The sequence below is a fragment of the Rhodobacter sp. P2_H5 genome (assembly GCF_056403335.1).
Genome location: NZ_JBFUFS010000015.1, coordinates 69,161 through 86,374, shown reverse-complemented (window position 1 = coordinate 86,374; position 17,214 = coordinate 69,161). Strand labels below are relative to the sequence as shown.

Sequence of the window (17,214 nt, the reverse complement as noted above, 5' to 3'; positions counted from 1 at the left end):
TTTGTGCCATGGCGCGGGCAACTCCCGTCTGGCCATTTCCGCCCCCCGGGTCTAGCCTGACCCCGTCCTTGCCAGTCCCCGCCACAGCGGCGCGGGACGGTGCCATTGCCGGAGCCCCTGATGACCGACGTTCTTGTCCCCGAACTGCTGCCCTTTGATGCCGAAGCCCTGGCTGCCCAGACTGCGCGGATCGTGCTTCTGGTCGATGGCGAGGCGCCCGCCTCGCTCGGCGCGCGAAGGATCGACCGGCTGACCCGCGGCGCCCTGCGGCGGCTGATGGCCTCGGAGGGCTGGAAGAAGGTCAAGCCGGGCGAGTCGGTGGATCTGGTCTTCCCGCCCGGGCTCGCCTGCGAGGCGGTGCAGGTGCTGCGCCTGCCGCGCAAGACCGATGTCGCGACCGCCCGCAAGGCCGGCGGGGCGATTGCCCGGGCGCGCGGCCCGCAGGGCGCGCTGGTGCTGGCCGAGGGCCACCCGCGCCTGGCCGAGCTGCTTCTGGGCATGACGCTGCGCGCCTATGACTTCGACATCTACAAGACCGGCGAGAAAAAGCCGCTGGGCGGGCTCAGCGTGATGGTGGGCAACCTTGAAGCCGCGACCGCGGCCCTGGCCAATGCCAAGGCCCTGGCCGAGGGCATCTTCTTCACCCGTGACCTCGTGAACGAACCGGCCAATGTGCTGACCACGATCGAATTCGCCGAGCGCCTGACCGGCCTGCGCGAGCTTGGCGTGCATGTCGAGGTCTTTGACGAGGAGGAGCTGGAGCGTCTGGGGATGCGGCTGCTTCTGGGCGTCGGCATCGGATCGGAATGCCCGACCAAGATGGTGGTGATGCGCTGGAATGGCGGGGTCGAGGGCGAGGCGCCCTTCGCGCTGGTCGGCAAGGGCGTCTGCTTTGACACCGGCGGCATCTCGATCAAGCCGGCGGGTGGCATGGAAGAGATGACGATGGACATGGGCGGCGCCGGTGTCGTGGCCGGCGTCATGAAGACCCTGGCGCTGCGCGGGGCCAAGGCCAATGTGGTGGGGCTCGTCGGTCTGGTCGAGAACATGCCCGACGGCCGCGCCCAGCGTCCGGGCGATATCGTGAAGTCGATGAAGGGCGACACGGTGGAGGTGATCAACACCGATGCCGAGGGCCGCCTCGTGCTGGCCGATGTGCTCTGGTACGCGCAGGAGACCTTCAATCCCACAGGCATCATCAACCTCGCCACCCTGACCGGGGCGATCATCGTGGCGCTTGGCGCCGAACATGCCGGGGTCTTCTCCAACGACGACGCGCTGTGCAACGCCTTCCTGAAGGCGGCAGGTGCGGAAGGCGAGGGCGCCTGGCGCATGCCGCTGGCCCAGGGCCATGACGACAAGCTGAAATCGCGGCTGGCCGACATGATGAACGTCGGCGGGCGCGAGGGCGGGGCCACGATCGCGGCGCATTTCCTCAAGCGCTTCATCAAGGAGGGGATGCCCTGGGTTCACCTTGATATCGCGGGCGTGACCCTTGCCAAGTCCGACACCGGCCTGGCCCCCAAGGGCGCCACAGGTTGGGGGGTTCTGGCGCTGAACCGTCTGATCGCTGACGCCTACGAGGCGAAATGAGCGCCACGGCGGTCTTTTACCACCTGATCCACGCGGGTCTGGACGAGACGGTGATGACCACCGTCTCGCGCGCCCGCGGGGCCGGGTGGCGGGTGATGATCCGCGCCCCCGTGCCGCGTCTGCTGACGCATCTGGAAGCCAAGCTCTGGCTTGGGCCGGAGGAAAGCTTTTTGGCCCATGGGCTGGAGGGCGGTCCGCAGGATGCCGACCAGCCGGTGCTTCTGGGCGCGGGCGGCATTGCGAACGGGGCCAAGGGGCTGATGCTGCTGGCGGGCGCCGAAGCGGTGGCCGAGGAAGTGGCGGGACTGGAGCGGATCTGGGTGCTCTTCGACGGCGCCGATCCCGAAGCGGTGGCAACCGCCCGCCAGCGCTGGACCACGTTCACCGGCTGGGGCCTTGCCGCGCAATACTGGAGCGACGCGGAAGGGATGTGGGTGAAGAAGACCGAACGTCCGGCGGCCGTCGCCTAACGGGGCTTTTTGGGGCCTCCGGCCGGGGGGGCCGCGCGCGATAAATCGCGACGCGGGGGGCCTCCGGCCGGGGGAGGCCGCGCGCGATAGATCGCGACGCGGCTTGGCGATGGACGGTCAGGCGCGCAGGGCCTTGGCCTCGGCGGCAAGCGCGGTGACGGTCGCCCAGTCGCCCTTGGCCAGGGCCTCTTTCGGGGCGACCCAGCTGCCGCCGACGCAGATAATGTTGGGCAGGGCCAGGTAATCGCGGGCGTTCTTCAGGCTGATGCCGCCGGTCGGGCAGAACTTGACCTGCGGGATCGGCGAGCCGATCGACTTGAGATACGGCATGCCGCCGGCCTGTTCGGCGGGGAAGAACTTCTGCACGGTGAAGCCCATTTCCAAGAGCGCCATGATCTCGGAAGCGGTGGCGGCGCCGGGCAGCAAGGGCAGGTCATATTCGCTACAGGCGTCGATGATCCGCTGGGTGGCGCCCGGCGAGACGCCGAATTTCGCGCCCGCCGCTTTGGCGGCCTTCACATCGGCGGGCGTCAAGAGCGTGCCGGCCCCCACGACACCACCCGGCACTTCAGCCATGGCGCGGATCGCGTCGAGCGCCACCGGGGTGCGCAGCGTCACCTCCAGCGCGGGCAGGCCGCCGGCCACCAGCGCCTCGGCCAGTTTCTTCGCATGGGCAAGGTCATCGACCACGATCACCGGGACCACGGGGGCCAGGCGGCAGATCTCGGCGGCTTTGAGGGATTGTTCGGCGGGGGTCATCTTGAGGCTCCTTCTGCCCCGGCGGGGGCTTGGTTCGGGCAGCAGCCTCCGGCGGGGATATTTGGGCAAGTATGAAAGGGCAGGGCGAGGCGCGCTGACCCCCTGCCTCGGGCCGGTTTCCCGGGGGAGGCAAGGGGCCTTTCACACTTGGCGGTCATCGGCGTCCCCGCCTGTACCGCCTCACCTCTTTAACCCTGATTCCTTTCATACTTGTTAAAATATCCCCGCCGGAGGCGCAGGGTTCAGCTTGGTACAAGGGTTCAGTAAAGGCTCGACGCCCCTTCTGTCGAGGGGCCGACCTGGGCGCGGAAGGCGGCGAAGAGCTCGCGACCGAGGCCCCAGGCGTTGTGGGAGAGGTCTGCTGTGGCCAAGGGGCGGCCCTCGAAGCCTTCGGTCAGGACGGTGAGGGTGCCCTTGTCGGCGTCCAGCCGCACGATATCGCCGTCGCGCAGGCGCGCGATCGGGCCGCCGGCGGCGGCTTCGGGCGAGACGTGGATCGCGGCGGGGACCTTGCCCGAGGCGCCGGACATGCGGCCGTCGGTCACGAGGGCCACCTTCAGGCCGCGTTCCTGCAGGATCGACAGGGTGGGGGTCAGCGAGTGCAGCTCGGGCATGCCATTGGCCTGCGGCCCCTGGAAGCGGACGACGACGATGGTGTCTGAGGTGAACTCGCCATTCTTGAAGGCCAGTTTCACATCGGCCTGGTCGTGGAAGATCCGGACCGGGGCTTCGATCACATGACGCTCGGGCGCCACGGCGGAGACCTTGATCACGCCGCGGCCGAGGTTGCCGGACAGCTGGGTCAGGCCGCCGGTCGCGGCGAAGGGGGTGGCGACCGGACGGACGATCTTGTCGTTCAGCGTCTCTTTCGCGCCATCCTCCCAGACGAGGCGGCCCATGTGGAGCTTGGGTTCCTTGCGGTAGGCGGCCAGACCCTCGCCGAGGATGGTCTTGGCGTCTTCGTGCAGCAGGCCCGCATCCATCAGCTCGCGCATCAGGAACCCAAGGCCGCCTGCGGCGTGGAAGGCGTTCACGTCGGCCATTCCGTTGGGATAGACCTTGGCCATCAGCGGCACGGTCTGGCTGATCTCGGCGAAGTCCTGCAGGTCCAGCAGCACGCCCGAGGCGCGGGCCATGGCGGGCAGGTGCAATACGAGGTTGGTGGAACCACCCGTCGCCATCAGGCCGACGATGCCGTTGACGTAGGCCCGTTCGTCGAGGATTTCACCTGCCGGGCGGTAGTCGTTGCCCAAGGCGGTGATGGCGGCCGCGCGTTCGATGGCGGCGATGGTCAGCGCCTCACGCAGCGGCGTGCCGGGGTTGACGAAGGAGGAGCCGGGCAGGTGCAGGCCCATGAACTCCATCAGCATCTGGTTGGTGTTGGCGGTGCCATAGAAGGTGCAGGTGCCGATGCCGTGGTAGGAGGCCATCTCGGCCGCCATCAGCGCGTCGCGGCCGACCTCGCCGGCGGCAAAGGCGTTGCGGACGCGGGATTTCTCCTCGTTCGGCAGGCCGGTGGACATGGGACCGGCGGGGACGAAGACCGCCGGCAGGTGGCCGAAGGTGGCGGCGGCGATCACGAGGCCGGGCACGATCTTGTCGCAGACGCCAAGGAACATCGCGGAATCGAAGGTGTTGTGGCTGAGGGCGATCCCCGCCGCCATCGCGATCACATCGCGGGAGAAGAGCGACATCTCCATCCCCGGCTGGCCCTGCGTCACGCCATCGCACATGGCGGGCACGCCGCCTGCGACCTGGGCCGTGGCGCCGAGACGGCGGGCGGTGGCGCGGATCAGTTCGGGGTAATGTTCATAGGGCTGGTGGGCCGAGAGCATGTCGTTATAGGCGGTCACGATCCCGATGTTGGGGGCGCGCCCCTCTGCCAGGGCGGCCTTGTCCTGGGTCATCGCCGCATAGGCATGGGCCTGGTTGCCGCAGGAGAGATGCGCCCGCACCGGGCCGGCACTCGCCGCCCCCGCCATCCGCGCCAGATACTGGCCGCGCGTCTGGGCCGAGCGTTCGCGGATCCGGTCGGTGATGCGGGCGATGGTGGGATGGAGGGCCATGGTAACCTCAACTGCTTGCGGCGGGATGGCGCCATGTTATCAAGTTGCGTTAGCGCTAACAACCAAAATGCACCCTTCGGGCCGCATCTGGGCGCCCGGGCGCCGAGGGCTGCAGCGGCAGATTAGCAGAGGTGGGGGGCTTCTCATGGATTTTCTGGGCCCCGGCGGGATTTTTTCACGGCGGCGCGGGGGAAGCGGATCTCGAATCAGCGGCCTGGCGCGGGATTGGGCGGTTGGGCGGGGCAGGGCGAGATGCCGGGCCTTTCCTCAGAGGCCGGAACACCGTAAAGGAGGCCCATGTGCCCCCCTTCGCAAACCTCTGACGAGCCCGAAATCACCCCGACTTCTGAGAACCAAGCTCAGGGTCGCAGCCATAACCGTCCCATCGTGCGCCTGCGCCCGAAGGCCGAAGCCCGCGCCGTGCGGCTGGGCTTTCCTTGGGTCTATGCCGACGAGCTGGTGACCGACCGGCGCACCTCGGCCCTGGCGCCCGGGGCGCTGGCGGTGCTGGAGGATGGTGACAGGCGGCAGATTGGTCTGGTGACGGTCAACACCAAGTCCAAGATCATCGCCCGGATGCTGGACCGCGACGTGACAGCCCAGATCGACGCGGACTGGTTTGCGGCCCGGCTGTCGCTGGCGCTGGAGCTGCGCAGCCGCCTGCATGACGCGCCCTTCTACCGGCTGATCCATGCCGAGGCCGATGGTCTGCCCGGCGTCATCATCGACCGTTTCGGCGATGCCGCCGTGATTCAGCCCAATGCCGCCTGGGCCGAGGCGCATATCGAGGCTTTGGCCGAGGCGCTGCGCCGGGTGACCGGGGTGACCACGGTGATCAAGAACGGCACGGGCCGCGCGCGCGGGCTGGAGGGGCTGAAGGAAGAGACGCAAGTTCTGTCCGGCGCTCTGGATGGCCCGATCCCTGTGCCGATGAATGGCGCGGTTTACATGGCGGATCTGGAGGGCGGTCAGAAGACCGGCCTGTTCTTTGACCAGCGCCCGAACCATGCCTTTGCCGCACGCCTCGCCAAGGGCGCCAGGGTGCTGGATGTGTTCAGCCATGTCGGCGGCTTTGGCCTTGCGGCCTTGGCGGGTGGAGCGGACAGCGCTTTGGCGGTCGATGCCTCGGCTGCGGCTTTGGCCTTGGCCAGCAAGGGGGCGGAGGCTTCAGGCTTTGCGGGCAAGTTTGCCACGCGGCAGGGCGATGCCTTTGACGTGCTGGAGGCTTTGGCCGCCGAGGGCGCGAAGTTCGACATGGTGGTCTGCGATCCGCCGGCCTTTGCTCCCAACAAGAACGCTTTGGAGGCGGGATTGCGCGCCTATGAGCGGGTGGCGAAATATGCCGCCGGTTTGGTGGCGCCGGGGGGCTATCTGGTTTTGTGCTCCTGCAGCCATGCGGCCGATCTGACCGCCTTCCGCAACGCCTGTGCCCGCGGCATCGGGCGCGGCGGGCGCAAGGGGCAGTTGATCTATACCGGTTTCGCCGGCCCCGATCACCCGATGCTGCCGGTTCTGGCGGAGAGCGCGTACCTGAAATCGCTGTTCTTCCGCCTGGTCGATTGATGCGGGCGGTTCTGGACGCCTGCGTGCTTTATCCCACCGTCTTGCGGGAGATCCTGCTCGGGGTGGCGGCGCGCGGGCTTTATGAACCGCAATGGTCGGACCGGATCCTGCGCGAGTGGGTTCTGGCCACCGCCAAGCTGGGGCCGGTGGCCCAGGCCATGGCCGAGGGCGATGCGGCGCTGGCGCGGGCGGCCTTTCCGCGGGCCGCGGTGCGCGAGCAGCCCAATATCGAGGCGCGGCTGTCGCTGCCCGACGCCAATGACGTGCATGTGCTGGCGGTGGCCATCGCCGGCCACGCCGATGCGATCGTGACCTTCAACGCGATGGACTTCCCGCGCCCGGTGCTGGCCGAGGAAGGGATCGAGCGGCGCGATCCGGACGGGTTTCTCTGGGAGCTTTGGTCACGCAGCCCGGCGGAGGTCGGGGCGGTGGTGGCGGCGGTGCATGCAAGGGCGCAGGAGATGGCGGGCAAGCCGATTGCCCTGCGCGCGTTTCTGAAAAAAGCGCAGCTGTGGCGGCTGGGCAAGGCGATTGACGCGGCCGAGGGTGGTTCGTCCCGATCCTGATGAGCGCCTGCGGCGCGTGTCTTATCCTCGCCTCTGGCCTGCGGCCAACCGGCTCAGGCGCGCCTCCGGCGGGAGTATTTGGGCAATGGGCAAGGGGAGATTCGGGGGCATTCAGCGCAGGGTGCGGATGCCTTCGGTGAGGCCGGCGAGGGTGAGGGGGACCATCTTGCCGTCGAAAATGCTGCGGATCAGGGCGGTGGAGCGGGTGTGGGTCCAGCCTGGTTCCGGCGCGGGGTTGATCCAGAGGTGGCGTGGCCAGTGCTGGCAGGCGCGGGTGAGCCAGGTGCGGCCGGGCTCCTCGTTCCAGTGTTCGACCGAGCCGCCGGGGGCCTCGATCTCATACGGGCTCATCGCGGCGTCGCCGACGAAGATCGCGCGGTAGTCAGGGCCGTAGCGGCGCAACACGTCCCAGGTCGGGATCTTGTGGGCGATGCGGCGGGCGTTGTCCTGCCAGACGGTCTCGTAGAGGCAGTTGTGGAAGTAGAAGGAGGTCAGCTGGCGGAACTCGGCCTTGGCGGCGGAGAACAGGGCCTGGGCCTGCAGGACGTGATCGTCCATCGAGCCGCCGATGTCGAGGAACAGGAGGACCTTGACCGCGTTGCGCCGCTCGGGGCGTTCCTGCACGTCGAGCCAGCCCTGCCTTGCGGTGGCCTGGATCGTGGCGTCGAGGTCGAAACGGCTTTGGCCCTCGCGCGCCCAGCGGCGGAGCGCGCGCAGGGCGAGTTTCAGCGAGCGCGGGCCGAGGTCGGCGTCTTCGTCGAGGTTGCGAAATTCGCGCTTCTCCCAGACCTTGACCGCGCGGCGATGGGTGCTCGTGCCGCCGATCCGCATGCCTTCCGGGTTGTAGCCGCTGTTGCCGAAGGGCGAGGTGCCGCCGGTGCCGACCCATTTGCTGCCGCCCTGATGGCGGCCCTGCTGTTCGGCGAGGCGCTGGCGCAAAGCCTCCATCATCTTGTCGAGCCCGCCAAGCGCCTGGACGGCGGCGCGCTCCTCGGCACTCAGATGCCGGGTGAGCTGGGCGTCGAGCCAGTCGGTCGGGAGGTTCAGGGCCTGAAGCACCTCCTCGGGGGTCAGGGCATCAAGTCCCTGGAAAGCCTCGGCAAAGGCGCGGTCGAAGCGGTCGTAGAACCTTTCGTCCTTGACGAGTGACAGGCGCGCGAGGTGGTAAAATCCCTCCGGGTCATGGGTGACGAGGCCGGTTTCAAGCGCCGCCAGAAAGGCCAGATATTCGCTCAGCGACACCGGCACCCCCGTCTTCCGCAAGGTGAGGAAGAAGGGCTGGAACATCTCAATGCGTCAGTTTGCCGACGACGATATAGGCCAGCACGCCGACCAGTCCGAGGCCGATGGCATAGACCGCGCCATATTGCAGCGCATCGAGCCGGCGCCCCCCGCGTTTCAGCGCGGTCCTCGACCCCCAGAAGGCGCCGATCAGCATTGCCGGCAGCACGAAAACGCTCATGACGATAACCCCTTGCACGCGACCCGAAGGGTCAGCCCTTGTGATCCAGCCGCGCGAGGACGGCGATCTCTGCCGCATGGGCCCGCACCTCTGGCTCTGGGCCGAAGCCATAGCGCGCGGCGGGCAGGCTGTCGAGACGCAGCGCCTCGGCCTCGGCGGCATGGCCCTCGGTGGCGAGGGCCTCGGCCTTGATCAGCTGCAGCGTGGCGAGCAGGGCCGCGTTCTGCCCGGTCAGCGCCGCAGGCAGGGCGTGGTCGGCCAGGGCGATCGCCGCGGCATCCTGATCATTGGCCAGAGCAAGGGCTGCAAGCTGCATCAGGGCATGGGCGAGGTGGACTCCCTGATCGGGAAGTTGCGCATAGACCCGGGCGGCGGCGATATAGGCCACGGCGGCGCCGTCGGCATCGCGTGGGGCAAGCAGGCGGCCGAGGAGGAAATAGGCAAAGCCGAGGCGGTTGTCCTGCCAGCCCTCCTGCAGGGCGATGGCGAGGCTGCGGTTGGCGGCGGCCAGCCGGGCGGGCGCCGGGGCGCCGGGGTTGGCGGCCAGGGTCACGGCATCCTGCCAGACGCGGGGCGTTTCGGGCGCGGCCCAGCTGCCGCGCTTCTGCCCGCGCGGGTTGAGCCGGGCCAGAAGCGCCGGCAACCGCGCCGCAACCTCGGCCGGCCCCATGCCCGAAGCCAGTTCCGGCGCGTAGTGGAGCCGCAGCATCAGCATGTCGAACCCGGTCAGCACCGACTGGAAATTGTCGTCGTTGAAGACGGAATCGGGCAGCCGGTAGAGGTCATTGACCGGGCCGAGCGCCTGGGCTGTCTCCTCATGCAGGCAGTCACGCAGCTCTTGCGGGCTGGCATCGGCGGGCAGGAACAGGGTGGCGCGCGTCCGCACCCGCATCTGCGCCCAGTCGAGATCGGCCGAGCCGCGCTTGGCGCGGTATTCCTCCAGCGAGGAGACATTGGGCACCACGAAACAGGCGGCGGAAGGGTCGATCCGGCGCAGCCTGGCCGTAGGCTCGAAGGCGAGGGTCAGGGAGGCCTGGCTGCCGTCGGGCAGAAGCGTCAGGTGCAGGCCCGCCTCGGCGCGGAGCCGGGCGAGCAGGTCGGCGAGGTCGGCCCGCGCCGTCGGCGGCACCGGGCCGGTCATCGCCAGGGTGATCGGCCCCTCGAACCGGGTCAGGGCGGGCAGGGGCAGGCCGCTTTCCAGATGAAACTCCAGATCCAGAAAATCCTGCGCCAGTTCAGCGTTCGGGCGCTGCACCGGCAAGCCCTTGGCCGGGCGAAAGTGCAGGATCGGTCGGGCGGCCCCCGAAGTTCCCGCGTCACGGCTGGCCGAGGTGAGGCCGGCGGGCGGCACTGGCGCGCAGGCGGCCAGTCCGATCAGGGCTGCGGCGCACAGGGTCCTGCCGGTTCGGGAGAGTGCAGCGAAAACTGTGGTGCGGCGCATGGCAAACCCCCGGTCTGGGGCAATCCTGTCCAAGCGGCCCCGGTCAAGGGGGATCATCCGACATTGCCGCCCGCTTGTACATGTCGGCTGATGATGCCACCCGTCCGTCCAGACCACCCCCACGAGCAGGAAGAGGCCGACCTCAAGCCGCGTCGGGCCGGACGGGTCGCAACCACAGGGAACATGGGCCAGATGGCAGGACGGAGGCAAGCCTGCGGCACAGAAAAGACTTTGCGAAAGGGGCTTGCCAACCATTGATGGCCCCCGCGCCCGTGCCCCGCGCCAGATATGGCGGGGCGGCATCACGCAATGTTGCAGTGGCTGACACGAATGTGTGCGCCGCGTGATGTCAAACTTTAAGAATCGCGCGCAAGCTGTTGTCAAAGCGTCCGAATCTGATTCGGGCACTCTTCACGGCCTAACGGTCGCGCCGCGCCATGAAGGCCAGCTTTTCAAACAGCTGCACATCCTGTTCATTCTTGAGCAAAGCCCCGTACAGCTTCGGCAGGTTGCTTTTCGCGTCGCGTTTGAGGTCTTCGGGCGCCAGATCCTCGGCCAGCAGCAGCTTCAGCCAATCCAGCACCTCCGAGGTCGAGGGCTTTTTCTTCAACCCCGGCGCCTCGCGAATCTCGAAGAACTGGGTCAGGGCGGCGGCAAGCAGGCTCTCCTTCAGGCCGGGAAAATGCAGGCGCACGATGGCGGCCAGACCCTCGGGCGAGGGAAAGCGGATGAAGTGAAAGAAGCAGCGGCGCAGGAAGGCGTCCGGCAGCTCCTTTTCGTTGTTGGAGGTGATGATGACCACCGGGCGATGCCGGGCGCGGATCGTCTCGCCGGTCTCGTAGACGTGGAACTCCATCCGGTCGAGCTCCTGCAGCAGGTCGTTCGGAAACTCGATATCGGCCTTGTCGATCTCGTCGATCAGCAGAACCACCCGCTCGGGCGCGGCAAAGGCCTGCCAAAGCTTGCCGGGGCGGATGTAATTGGCGACGTCATGCACCCGCGCCTCGCCCAGCTGGCCATCGCGCAAGCGCGCCACGGCGTCATATTCATACAGGCCCTGCTGCGCCTTGGTGGTCGATTTCACATGCCATTCGATCAGCACCATATCCAGCGCCGCCGCCACCTGCCGCGCCAGTTCGGTCTTGCCGGTGCCCGGTTCGCCCTTGACCAGCAGGGGCCGCCCCAGCGTCACCGCGGCATTGACCGCCAGCGCCAGATCCTCCGGCACGACATAACCTGCGGTTGTGGCGAATTTCACTGTCATCTCAAGCCCCTGCGCTCAGCGTTAACGAAACCCTAAAGCCGCCTCGAAAAAGTCGCAACGGCTAGTGACAATCTCCGGCAGTTCCGCTAGACGGGCGCCGAAGAGGATTGCCCATTTGAATTTGCGGGCCAAGCCCCTGGGGCCCGCCCGCTGCGGCCAGCCCATCGGCGCCGCCTGCAAGAGGAAAGTGCTAAGATGAAAGCCGAAACCTTCCTGCCCGAAGATTACCGCCCGGCCGAAGACGAGCCTTTCATGAACGATCGGCAGCTGGAGTATTTCCGCCGCAAGCTGATCGTCTGGAAGCAGGAACTGCTCGACCAAAGCGCCGAAACGATCGACAACCTGCAGGATTCCGCCCGCGCCGTGCCCGACCTCGCCGACCGCGCCTCCGAAGAGACCGACCGGGCGCTGGAACTGCGCACCCGCGACCGTCAGCGCAAGCTGGTCTCCAAGATCGACGCGGCGCTGCGCCGGATCGAGAATGGCGAATATGGCTATTGCGAAGTCTCCGGCGAGCCGATCAGCCTGAAGCGGCTGGATGCGCGCCCGATCGCGACCATGACGCTGGAAGCCCAGGAAAAGCACGAACGCCGCGAGAAAGTCCACCGCGACGAGTAAGGCCTTGCGGGTCGGTCACCGCCAGATCAGAACAATGCCGGGCGGCAGTGGCCCGGCATTTGCGTTTTGGCCGCGGCCCGTCGGGCGGGTCGTCCCTGAAGGAAAGATCGCAAGATGTCTCTGATTGGTCAGCAGGTCACGATCCTCGGCGCCGGGGTGGCGGGTCTTGCCACGGCGCTGGCCCTGTCGCTGCGCGGCGCGCAGGTCACCGTGCTGGAGCAGGCCGATGCGATCCGCGAGGTCGGCGCGGGCCTGCAGGTCTCGCCCAACGGGGCGGCGGTGCTGAAGGCGCTCGGCCTCGGCCCGGCGCTGGAGGCGGTCGCGACCCGGGCCCAGGCGGTCGAGCTGCGCGACGGGGTTTCGGGTGATGTCGTCCTGCGGCTCGATGTCGGGCGGCTGCGGCCTGAACAGGGCTACCACTTCATCCACCGCGCCGATCTGATCACCCTGTTGCGCGAGGGGGCCGAAGCCGCGGGTGTCACGCTGCGGCTGCTGACCCGGGCGGTTTCGATCAACCTCGACGGCGAACGCCCGGTGATGATGCTGGACAGCGGGCCCGAGGAATCCGAGCTTCTGATCGGGGCCGATGGCCTGCATTCGCCGACCCGCGCCGCGCTGAACCGGCCCAGTGCGCCCTTCTTCACCCATCAGGTGGCCTGGCGCGCCCTGATTCCCGGCGATGGCGGCGCCAATGTGGCCGAAGTCCATATGGGCCCGGGCCGCCATCTGGTCAGCTACCCCTTGCGCGGCGGCGCCTTGCGCAACATCGTCGCGGTCGAGGAGCGTCAGCGCTGGGTCGAAGAGGGCTGGTCCCTGCGCGACGACCCGATGGACCTGCGCCTTGCCTTCCAGCGCTTCTCGCCCCGGGTGCGCGGCTGGCTGGAGCAGGTCGAGGATGTCTGGCTCTGGGGCCTGTTCCGCCACGAGGTGGCAGAGGTCTGGCAGAGGAACCTCGGCTCCGGCGGCGTGGCGATTCTCGGCGATGCCGCCCATCCGACGCTGCCCTTCCTGGCCCAGGGCGCCTGCATGGCGCTGGAGGATGCCTGGGTGCTGGCGGCCAGCCTGTCGCAGACCGACAGTATCGCCGCCGGCCTGGCTGCCTATGAGGCCGCCCGCAAGCCGCGCTGCACGCGGATCGTCGCGGCGGCCAATTCCAATGCGAATCTCTACCATCTGCGCGGCGCCCGGCGCAGTGTGGCGCACCTCGGTCTGCGGCTGGCTTCGACCCTGGCCCCCAAACTCGCCCCCTCCGTCGCCCTGTCGCGTTTCGATTGGCTCTACGGCATGGATGTCACCCGCCCCGCGGCGCCCTGACTGGCCGGCAAATCGGCTCCCCCTCTTCATCCAGATGGAAATATCCCACGGGGGTGCGGGGGTGTGAAACCCCCGCTCTTGCGACGGGTGCGGCGATGCTGTCGTCAGAACATCCGCAGCAACAGAACCAGAGCGCCGAACAACAGCACATCCAGCACGGCGATGCTGGGGGCGGGTCGGGCGCGGGCCATCGCGGTGGTGCGGATCTTTTCTTGCGGTGCAAGCGGGGGGAAACGGTCAGCCATCTTTATCCTCCTGATATGGGGTCAGCATGGCAGGAAGAGGTAAATGGGAACTTAAGGGGAACAAGAATTGGCCGCGGGACGCGACTTTCCACGCAAGCCACTGTCCGGAATAGAAAAAACGCGCGCCGGTTATGGCGCGCGTTTTGCTGTCAAAGCGGGTGGGTTCAGGCCTTGGCCAGATCGCGCAGCACATAGTGCAGCACGCCGCCGTGTTCGACATATTCGATCTCGATCTCGGTATCGATCCGGCACTTGATGTCGATCGTCACGACCTTGCCATCGGCATAGGTGATGGTGCAGGGCACGGTCGACAAGGGCTTCAGATCCCCGTCAAGCCCGGCGATCGAGACGATCTCGTTGCCTTCCAGCTCCAGGCTCTTGCGGGTCACACCGCCCGTGAACTCGAAGGGAATGACGCCCATGCCGACGAGGTTTGACCGGTGGATCCGCTCGAACGACTCGGCAATCACCGCCTTGACGCCCAGCAGGGCCGTGCCCTTGGCCGCCCAGTCGCGCGAGGAGCCGGCGCCGTATTCGATGCCGCCGAAGATCACCAGCGGCGTGCCGGCCGCCTGATAGGCCATCGACGCGTCGAAGATCGAGGTCTGCACGCCGTCCGGCCCCTTGGAATAGCCGCCCTCGACGCCATCCAGCATCTCGTTCTTGATGCGGATATTGGCGAAGGTGCCGCGCATCATCACCTCGTGGTTGCCGCGCCGCGAGCCGTAGGAGTTGAACTCGGAGACCGGAACCTGACGCTCGGCCAGATACTTGCCGGCCGGCGTTGAAGCTTTGAACGAACCGGCCGGAGAGATGTGGTCGGTGGTGATCATGTCGCCCAGAATAGCCAGGATCCGCGCGTTCTCGATGTTCTTGATCACGCCCGGGGTCTTGGACATGCCGCGGAAATAGGGCGGGTTCTGGATATAGGTCGAGGAGGCCGGCCAGTCATAGACCTCCGAGTCGGTGATCTTGACCGCCTGCCACTTGGTGTCGCCCTTGAAGACATCGGCGTATTTCTTCTGGAAGGCGGCGCGGGTCACGGTGGATTCGACCAGATCCGAAACTTCCTTGGTCGTGGGCCAGACGTCTTTCAGGTAGACCGGGCCATCGGTGCCCATGCCCAGAGGCTCGGTGGTGAGGTCGATGTTCATGTCACCGGCCAGCGCATAGGCCACGACCAGGGGCGGCGAGGCGAGGTAGTTGGCCCGCACGTCCGGCGAGATCCGGCCTTCGAAGTTGCGGTTGCCCGACAGGACCGCGGTGGCCACCAGATCGCCCTCGCCAATCGCGGCAGAGATCGCCGGGTCCAAGGGGCCGGAGTTGCCGATGCAGGTGGTGCAGCCGTAGCCCACCAGGTTGAAGCCCACGGCGTCGAGGTCTTCCTGCAGGCCGGCGGCCTCCAGATATTCCGACACGACCTGCGATCCGGGCGCGAGCGAGGTCTTCACCCAGGGCTTGGATTTCAGACCCAAAGCGCGGGCCTTGCGCGCCACAAGCCCGGCGCCGATCATCACATAGGGGTTCGAGGTGTTGGTGCAGGAGGTGATCGAGGCGATCACGACCGAGCCATCGCGCAGGGCATAGTCCTTGCCCGCGACGGCTGCGCTTTTGCGCACGTCGGTCGGCGGCGGCAGCGGCGCGCCTTCCGAGGCCATTTCCTTGGCCGCAGAGGAAGCATCGACGCCGCGGTAATCGGACACGGTCTTGTAGAAGCCGGTCGCGGCCTTGGTCAGCGGGGTATAGTCCTGCGGACGCTTCGGACCCGAGATGGCGGGGACGATCTCGCCCATGTCCAGTTCGAGCGTGGAGGTGTAGATCGGCGCGTAATCGGCACCGCGCCACATGCCATTGGCCTTGGCATAGGCCTCGACCAGGGCGATGCGGCCCTCGTCGCGGCCGGTGTTGCGCAGGTAGCGCAGGGTTTCATTGTCGATCGGGAAGAAGCCGCAGGTGGCACCGTACTCCGGCGCCATGTTGGCGATGGTGGCACGGTCGGCGAGCGGCAGATGGTCAAGACCTTCGCCGTAGAATTCGACGAATTTGTTCACGACGCCATGCTTGCGCAGCATCTGCACGACTTTGAGGACGAGGTCGGTCGCCGTGGTGCCTTCCATCATCTGGCCGGTCAGCTTGAAGCCCACGACTTCCGGGATCAGCATCGATACGGGCTGGCCCAGCATCGCGGCCTCGGCCTCGATGCCGCCGACGCCCCAGCCCAGAACGGCGAGGCCGTTGACCATGGTGGTGTGGCTGTCGGTGCCGACCAGCGTATCGGGATAGGCGACCTCGACCCCGTTCTGGTCCTTGTCGGTCCAGACGGTCTGGGCGAGGTACTCCAGGTTGACCTGGTGGCAGATCCCGGTGCCCGGCGGCACGACGCGGAAGTTGTTGAAGGCCTTCTGGCCCCATTTCAGGAAGACATAGCGCTCCATGTTGCGCTCGTATTCGCGGTCGACGTTGGCCTGGAAGGCGCGCGGGGTGCCGAATTCGTCGATCATGACCGAGTGGTCGATGACCAGATCGACCGGAACCAGCGGGTTGATCTTGGCGGCGGAGCCTTTCAACCCCAGGATACCGTCGCGCATCGCGGCGAGGTCGACGACCGCCGGAACCCCGGTGAAGTCCTGCATCAGCACGCGGGCCGGGCGATAGGCGATCTCGCGCGGGTTCTTGCCGCCAAGGGTCGCCCATTCGGCGAAGGCCTTGATGTCCTCGACCGTGACGGTCTTGCCATCCTCAAAGCGCAGCATGTTCTCCAGCACCACCTTCAAGGAGGCGGGGAGCTTGGAGAAATCGCCGAGCCCGGCGGCTTGCGCGGCCGGGATCGAGTAATAGTCCATCGTGGTGCCGCCAGCCGTCAGGCTGGTACGGGTTTTTGCGCTGTCGTGTCCGACGGTGACGGTCATAGCTGGCCTCCTGGGGGTCGTTTGATGCTTTTTGCCGCAATGCGGCACGTCCGGCAAGGAATCATTCTGGCTTCCGCTGCATTGTATGCAATGGTATGCCGAAAATCCAGCGCTAATCCGACCCGATCACGGTGTTGCGGTGACGACATAGGCGAAATTCCTCGCAAAACCTTGATTGGCCATCCCGGGGGCTTTTCACTAGATGTTGCCGGGCAAAGGGGATGTTTGCCATGAACAAATCGGTCATCGGCGCTTTGGCGGGCCTCTGGGTCGCGGGCGGCACAACGGCATATGCTGAAGATCAGGGCAGTGCCGTGGGAACGGTGGTCGAGCTTTACACCTCGCAGGGCTGCTCCTCCTGCCCGCCGGCCGATGAATATTTGCGCAGACTGGCGGAGGAACCGGGCGTCATCGCCCTGGCCCTGCATGTCGATTACTGGGATTACATCGGCTGGACCGACAAATTCGGCAACCAGAAGTTCACCCAGCGCCAGAAGGCCTATGCCCATGCCGAAGGGGCCAATGCGATCTACACGCCGCAGATGATCGTCAGCGGTGTGGACCGGGTCGAGGGCACCGATCCGGCGCGGGTCGAGGATGCGATCCGCCGCCATCAGGCCGCGGCCAAGGGTGTCGCCCTGCGTCTGGTGCGCCACGGCGGGCAGGTCGCGATCCTGGCCGAGGCCGATCCGGGCCTTGAGGCGCCGCTCCATGTGCAGCTGGTGCGCTATCACCCGAGCGCGACGGTCGAGATCGAATATGGCGAGAATGCCGGGCGCGTGCAGGACTATGCCAATGTGGTGACGGCCTGGTCCTCGCTGGGCCAGTGGGACGGCAAGGAGGCGCTGAACCTCTCGGCGCCGATCCCGGGTGAGGATCCGGTCGTGGTGATCCTGCAGGCCGATGGGCCGGGCAAGATCTTTGCCGCTGCCGTTCTGAAATAG

General features: G+C 67.1%; 15 protein-coding genes. 7 read left to right on the top strand and 8 right to left on the bottom strand.

The genetic code is table 11. The annotated features are described in order from the left end of the window. Positions 1-120: 120 nt before the first annotated feature. Complete coding sequence (locus tag AC1DVR_RS18030; RefSeq protein WP_478001988.1) at positions 121-1,593, top strand: leucyl aminopeptidase; 1,473 nt, start codon at positions 121-123, stop codon at positions 1,591-1,593. Further along, positions 1,590-2,063, top strand: coding sequence for a DNA polymerase III subunit chi (locus tag AC1DVR_RS18025; protein ID WP_478001987.1), 474 nt, complete (start codon positions 1,590-1,592; stop codon positions 2,061-2,063). The genes AC1DVR_RS18030 and AC1DVR_RS18025 overlap by 4 nt, the downstream gene beginning before the upstream one ends. Positions 2,064-2,180: 117 nt before the next feature. On the opposite strand, the gene eda is transcribed toward AC1DVR_RS18025, so the two are convergent. Together eda and edd are read right to left on the bottom strand one after the other, a co-directional pair. Then, a complete protein-coding gene (gene eda / locus AC1DVR_RS18020) occupies positions 2,181-2,822 on the bottom strand; it encodes a bifunctional 4-hydroxy-2-oxoglutarate aldolase/2-dehydro-3-deoxy-phosphogluconate aldolase (protein ID WP_478001986.1) in 642 nt (213 codons plus the stop codon). Positions 2,823-3,082: 260 nt separating this feature from the next. After that, the gene (gene edd, locus AC1DVR_RS18015; protein ID WP_478001985.1) at positions 3,083-4,888 is read right to left on the bottom strand and encodes a phosphogluconate dehydratase; all 1,806 of its coding nucleotides are present in this window, start codon (positions 4,886-4,888) and stop codon (positions 3,083-3,085) included. A 297-nt stretch (positions 4,889-5,185) separates the two neighbouring features. Between edd and AC1DVR_RS18010 the strand changes: the two genes are divergently transcribed. After that, positions 5,186-6,451 carry an RSP_2647 family RNA methyltransferase gene (locus AC1DVR_RS18010; protein ID WP_478001984.1) on the top strand — a complete coding sequence of 422 codons (1,266 nt, stop codon included), beginning with the start codon at positions 5,186-5,188 and terminating at the stop codon, positions 6,449-6,451. Beyond that, positions 6,451-7,017: an RSP_2648 family PIN domain-containing protein gene (locus tag AC1DVR_RS18005; protein WP_478001983.1), complete on the top strand. Its 567-nt coding sequence runs from the start codon at positions 6,451-6,453 to the stop codon at positions 7,015-7,017. The genes AC1DVR_RS18010 and AC1DVR_RS18005 overlap by 1 nt, the downstream gene beginning before the upstream one ends. Positions 7,018-7,128: 111 nt before the next feature. Here AC1DVR_RS18005 and AC1DVR_RS18000 read toward each other — a convergent pair whose 3' ends face one another. The 4 genes from AC1DVR_RS18000 to AC1DVR_RS17985 form a co-directional block, all read right to left on the bottom strand. Then, positions 7,129-8,304, bottom strand: a complete 1,176-nt coding sequence (locus tag AC1DVR_RS18000) for a vWA domain-containing protein (RefSeq protein WP_478001982.1) — start codon at positions 8,302-8,304, stop codon at positions 7,129-7,131. A 1-nt stretch (position 8,305) separates the two neighbouring features. Beyond that, entirely contained in the window at positions 8,306-8,479 is a 174-nt protein-coding gene (locus tag AC1DVR_RS17995; protein WP_478001981.1) for a hypothetical protein, read from the bottom strand. A 31-nt stretch (positions 8,480-8,510) separates the two neighbouring features. Next, positions 8,511-9,920 carry a DUF2927 domain-containing protein gene (locus tag AC1DVR_RS17990; RefSeq protein ID WP_478001980.1) on the bottom strand — a complete coding sequence of 470 codons (1,410 nt, stop codon included), beginning with the start codon at positions 9,918-9,920 and terminating at the stop codon, positions 8,511-8,513. Between the two features lie 418 nt (positions 9,921-10,338). After that, entirely contained in the window at positions 10,339-11,178 is an 840-nt protein-coding gene (locus AC1DVR_RS17985) for an AAA family ATPase (RefSeq protein ID WP_478002002.1), read from the bottom strand. Positions 11,179-11,379: 201 nt separating this feature from the next. Here AC1DVR_RS17985 and dksA point away from each other — a divergent pair, with 201 nt between their 5' ends. Together dksA and AC1DVR_RS17975 are read left to right on the top strand one after the other, a co-directional pair. After that, the gene (dksA, locus tag AC1DVR_RS17980; protein ID WP_478001979.1) at positions 11,380-11,802 is read left to right on the top strand and encodes an RNA polymerase-binding protein DksA; all 423 of its coding nucleotides are present in this window, start codon (positions 11,380-11,382) and stop codon (positions 11,800-11,802) included. Between the two features lie 114 nt (positions 11,803-11,916). After that, complete coding sequence (locus AC1DVR_RS17975) at positions 11,917-13,116, top strand: FAD-dependent oxidoreductase (protein ID WP_478001978.1); 1,200 nt, start codon at positions 11,917-11,919, stop codon at positions 13,114-13,116. 104 nt (positions 13,117-13,220) lie between these two features. Here the strand turns inward: AC1DVR_RS17975 and AC1DVR_RS17970 are convergent, their stop codons facing one another. Both AC1DVR_RS17970 and acnA read right to left on the bottom strand, forming a co-directional pair. Then, positions 13,221-13,361 (bottom strand): hypothetical protein, encoded by a 141-nt coding sequence (locus AC1DVR_RS17970; protein ID WP_478001977.1) that lies wholly within the window; start codon positions 13,359-13,361, stop codon positions 13,221-13,223. Between the two features lie 164 nt (positions 13,362-13,525). Continuing rightward, positions 13,526-16,270, bottom strand: coding sequence for an aconitate hydratase AcnA (gene acnA / locus AC1DVR_RS17965; protein WP_478001976.1), 2,745 nt, complete (start codon positions 16,268-16,270; stop codon positions 13,526-13,528). 230 nt (positions 16,271-16,500) lie between these two features. Between acnA and AC1DVR_RS17960 the strand changes: the two genes are divergently transcribed. Beyond that, positions 16,501-17,214, top strand: a complete 714-nt coding sequence (locus AC1DVR_RS17960) for a DUF1223 domain-containing protein (protein ID WP_478001975.1) — start codon at positions 16,501-16,503, stop codon at positions 17,212-17,214.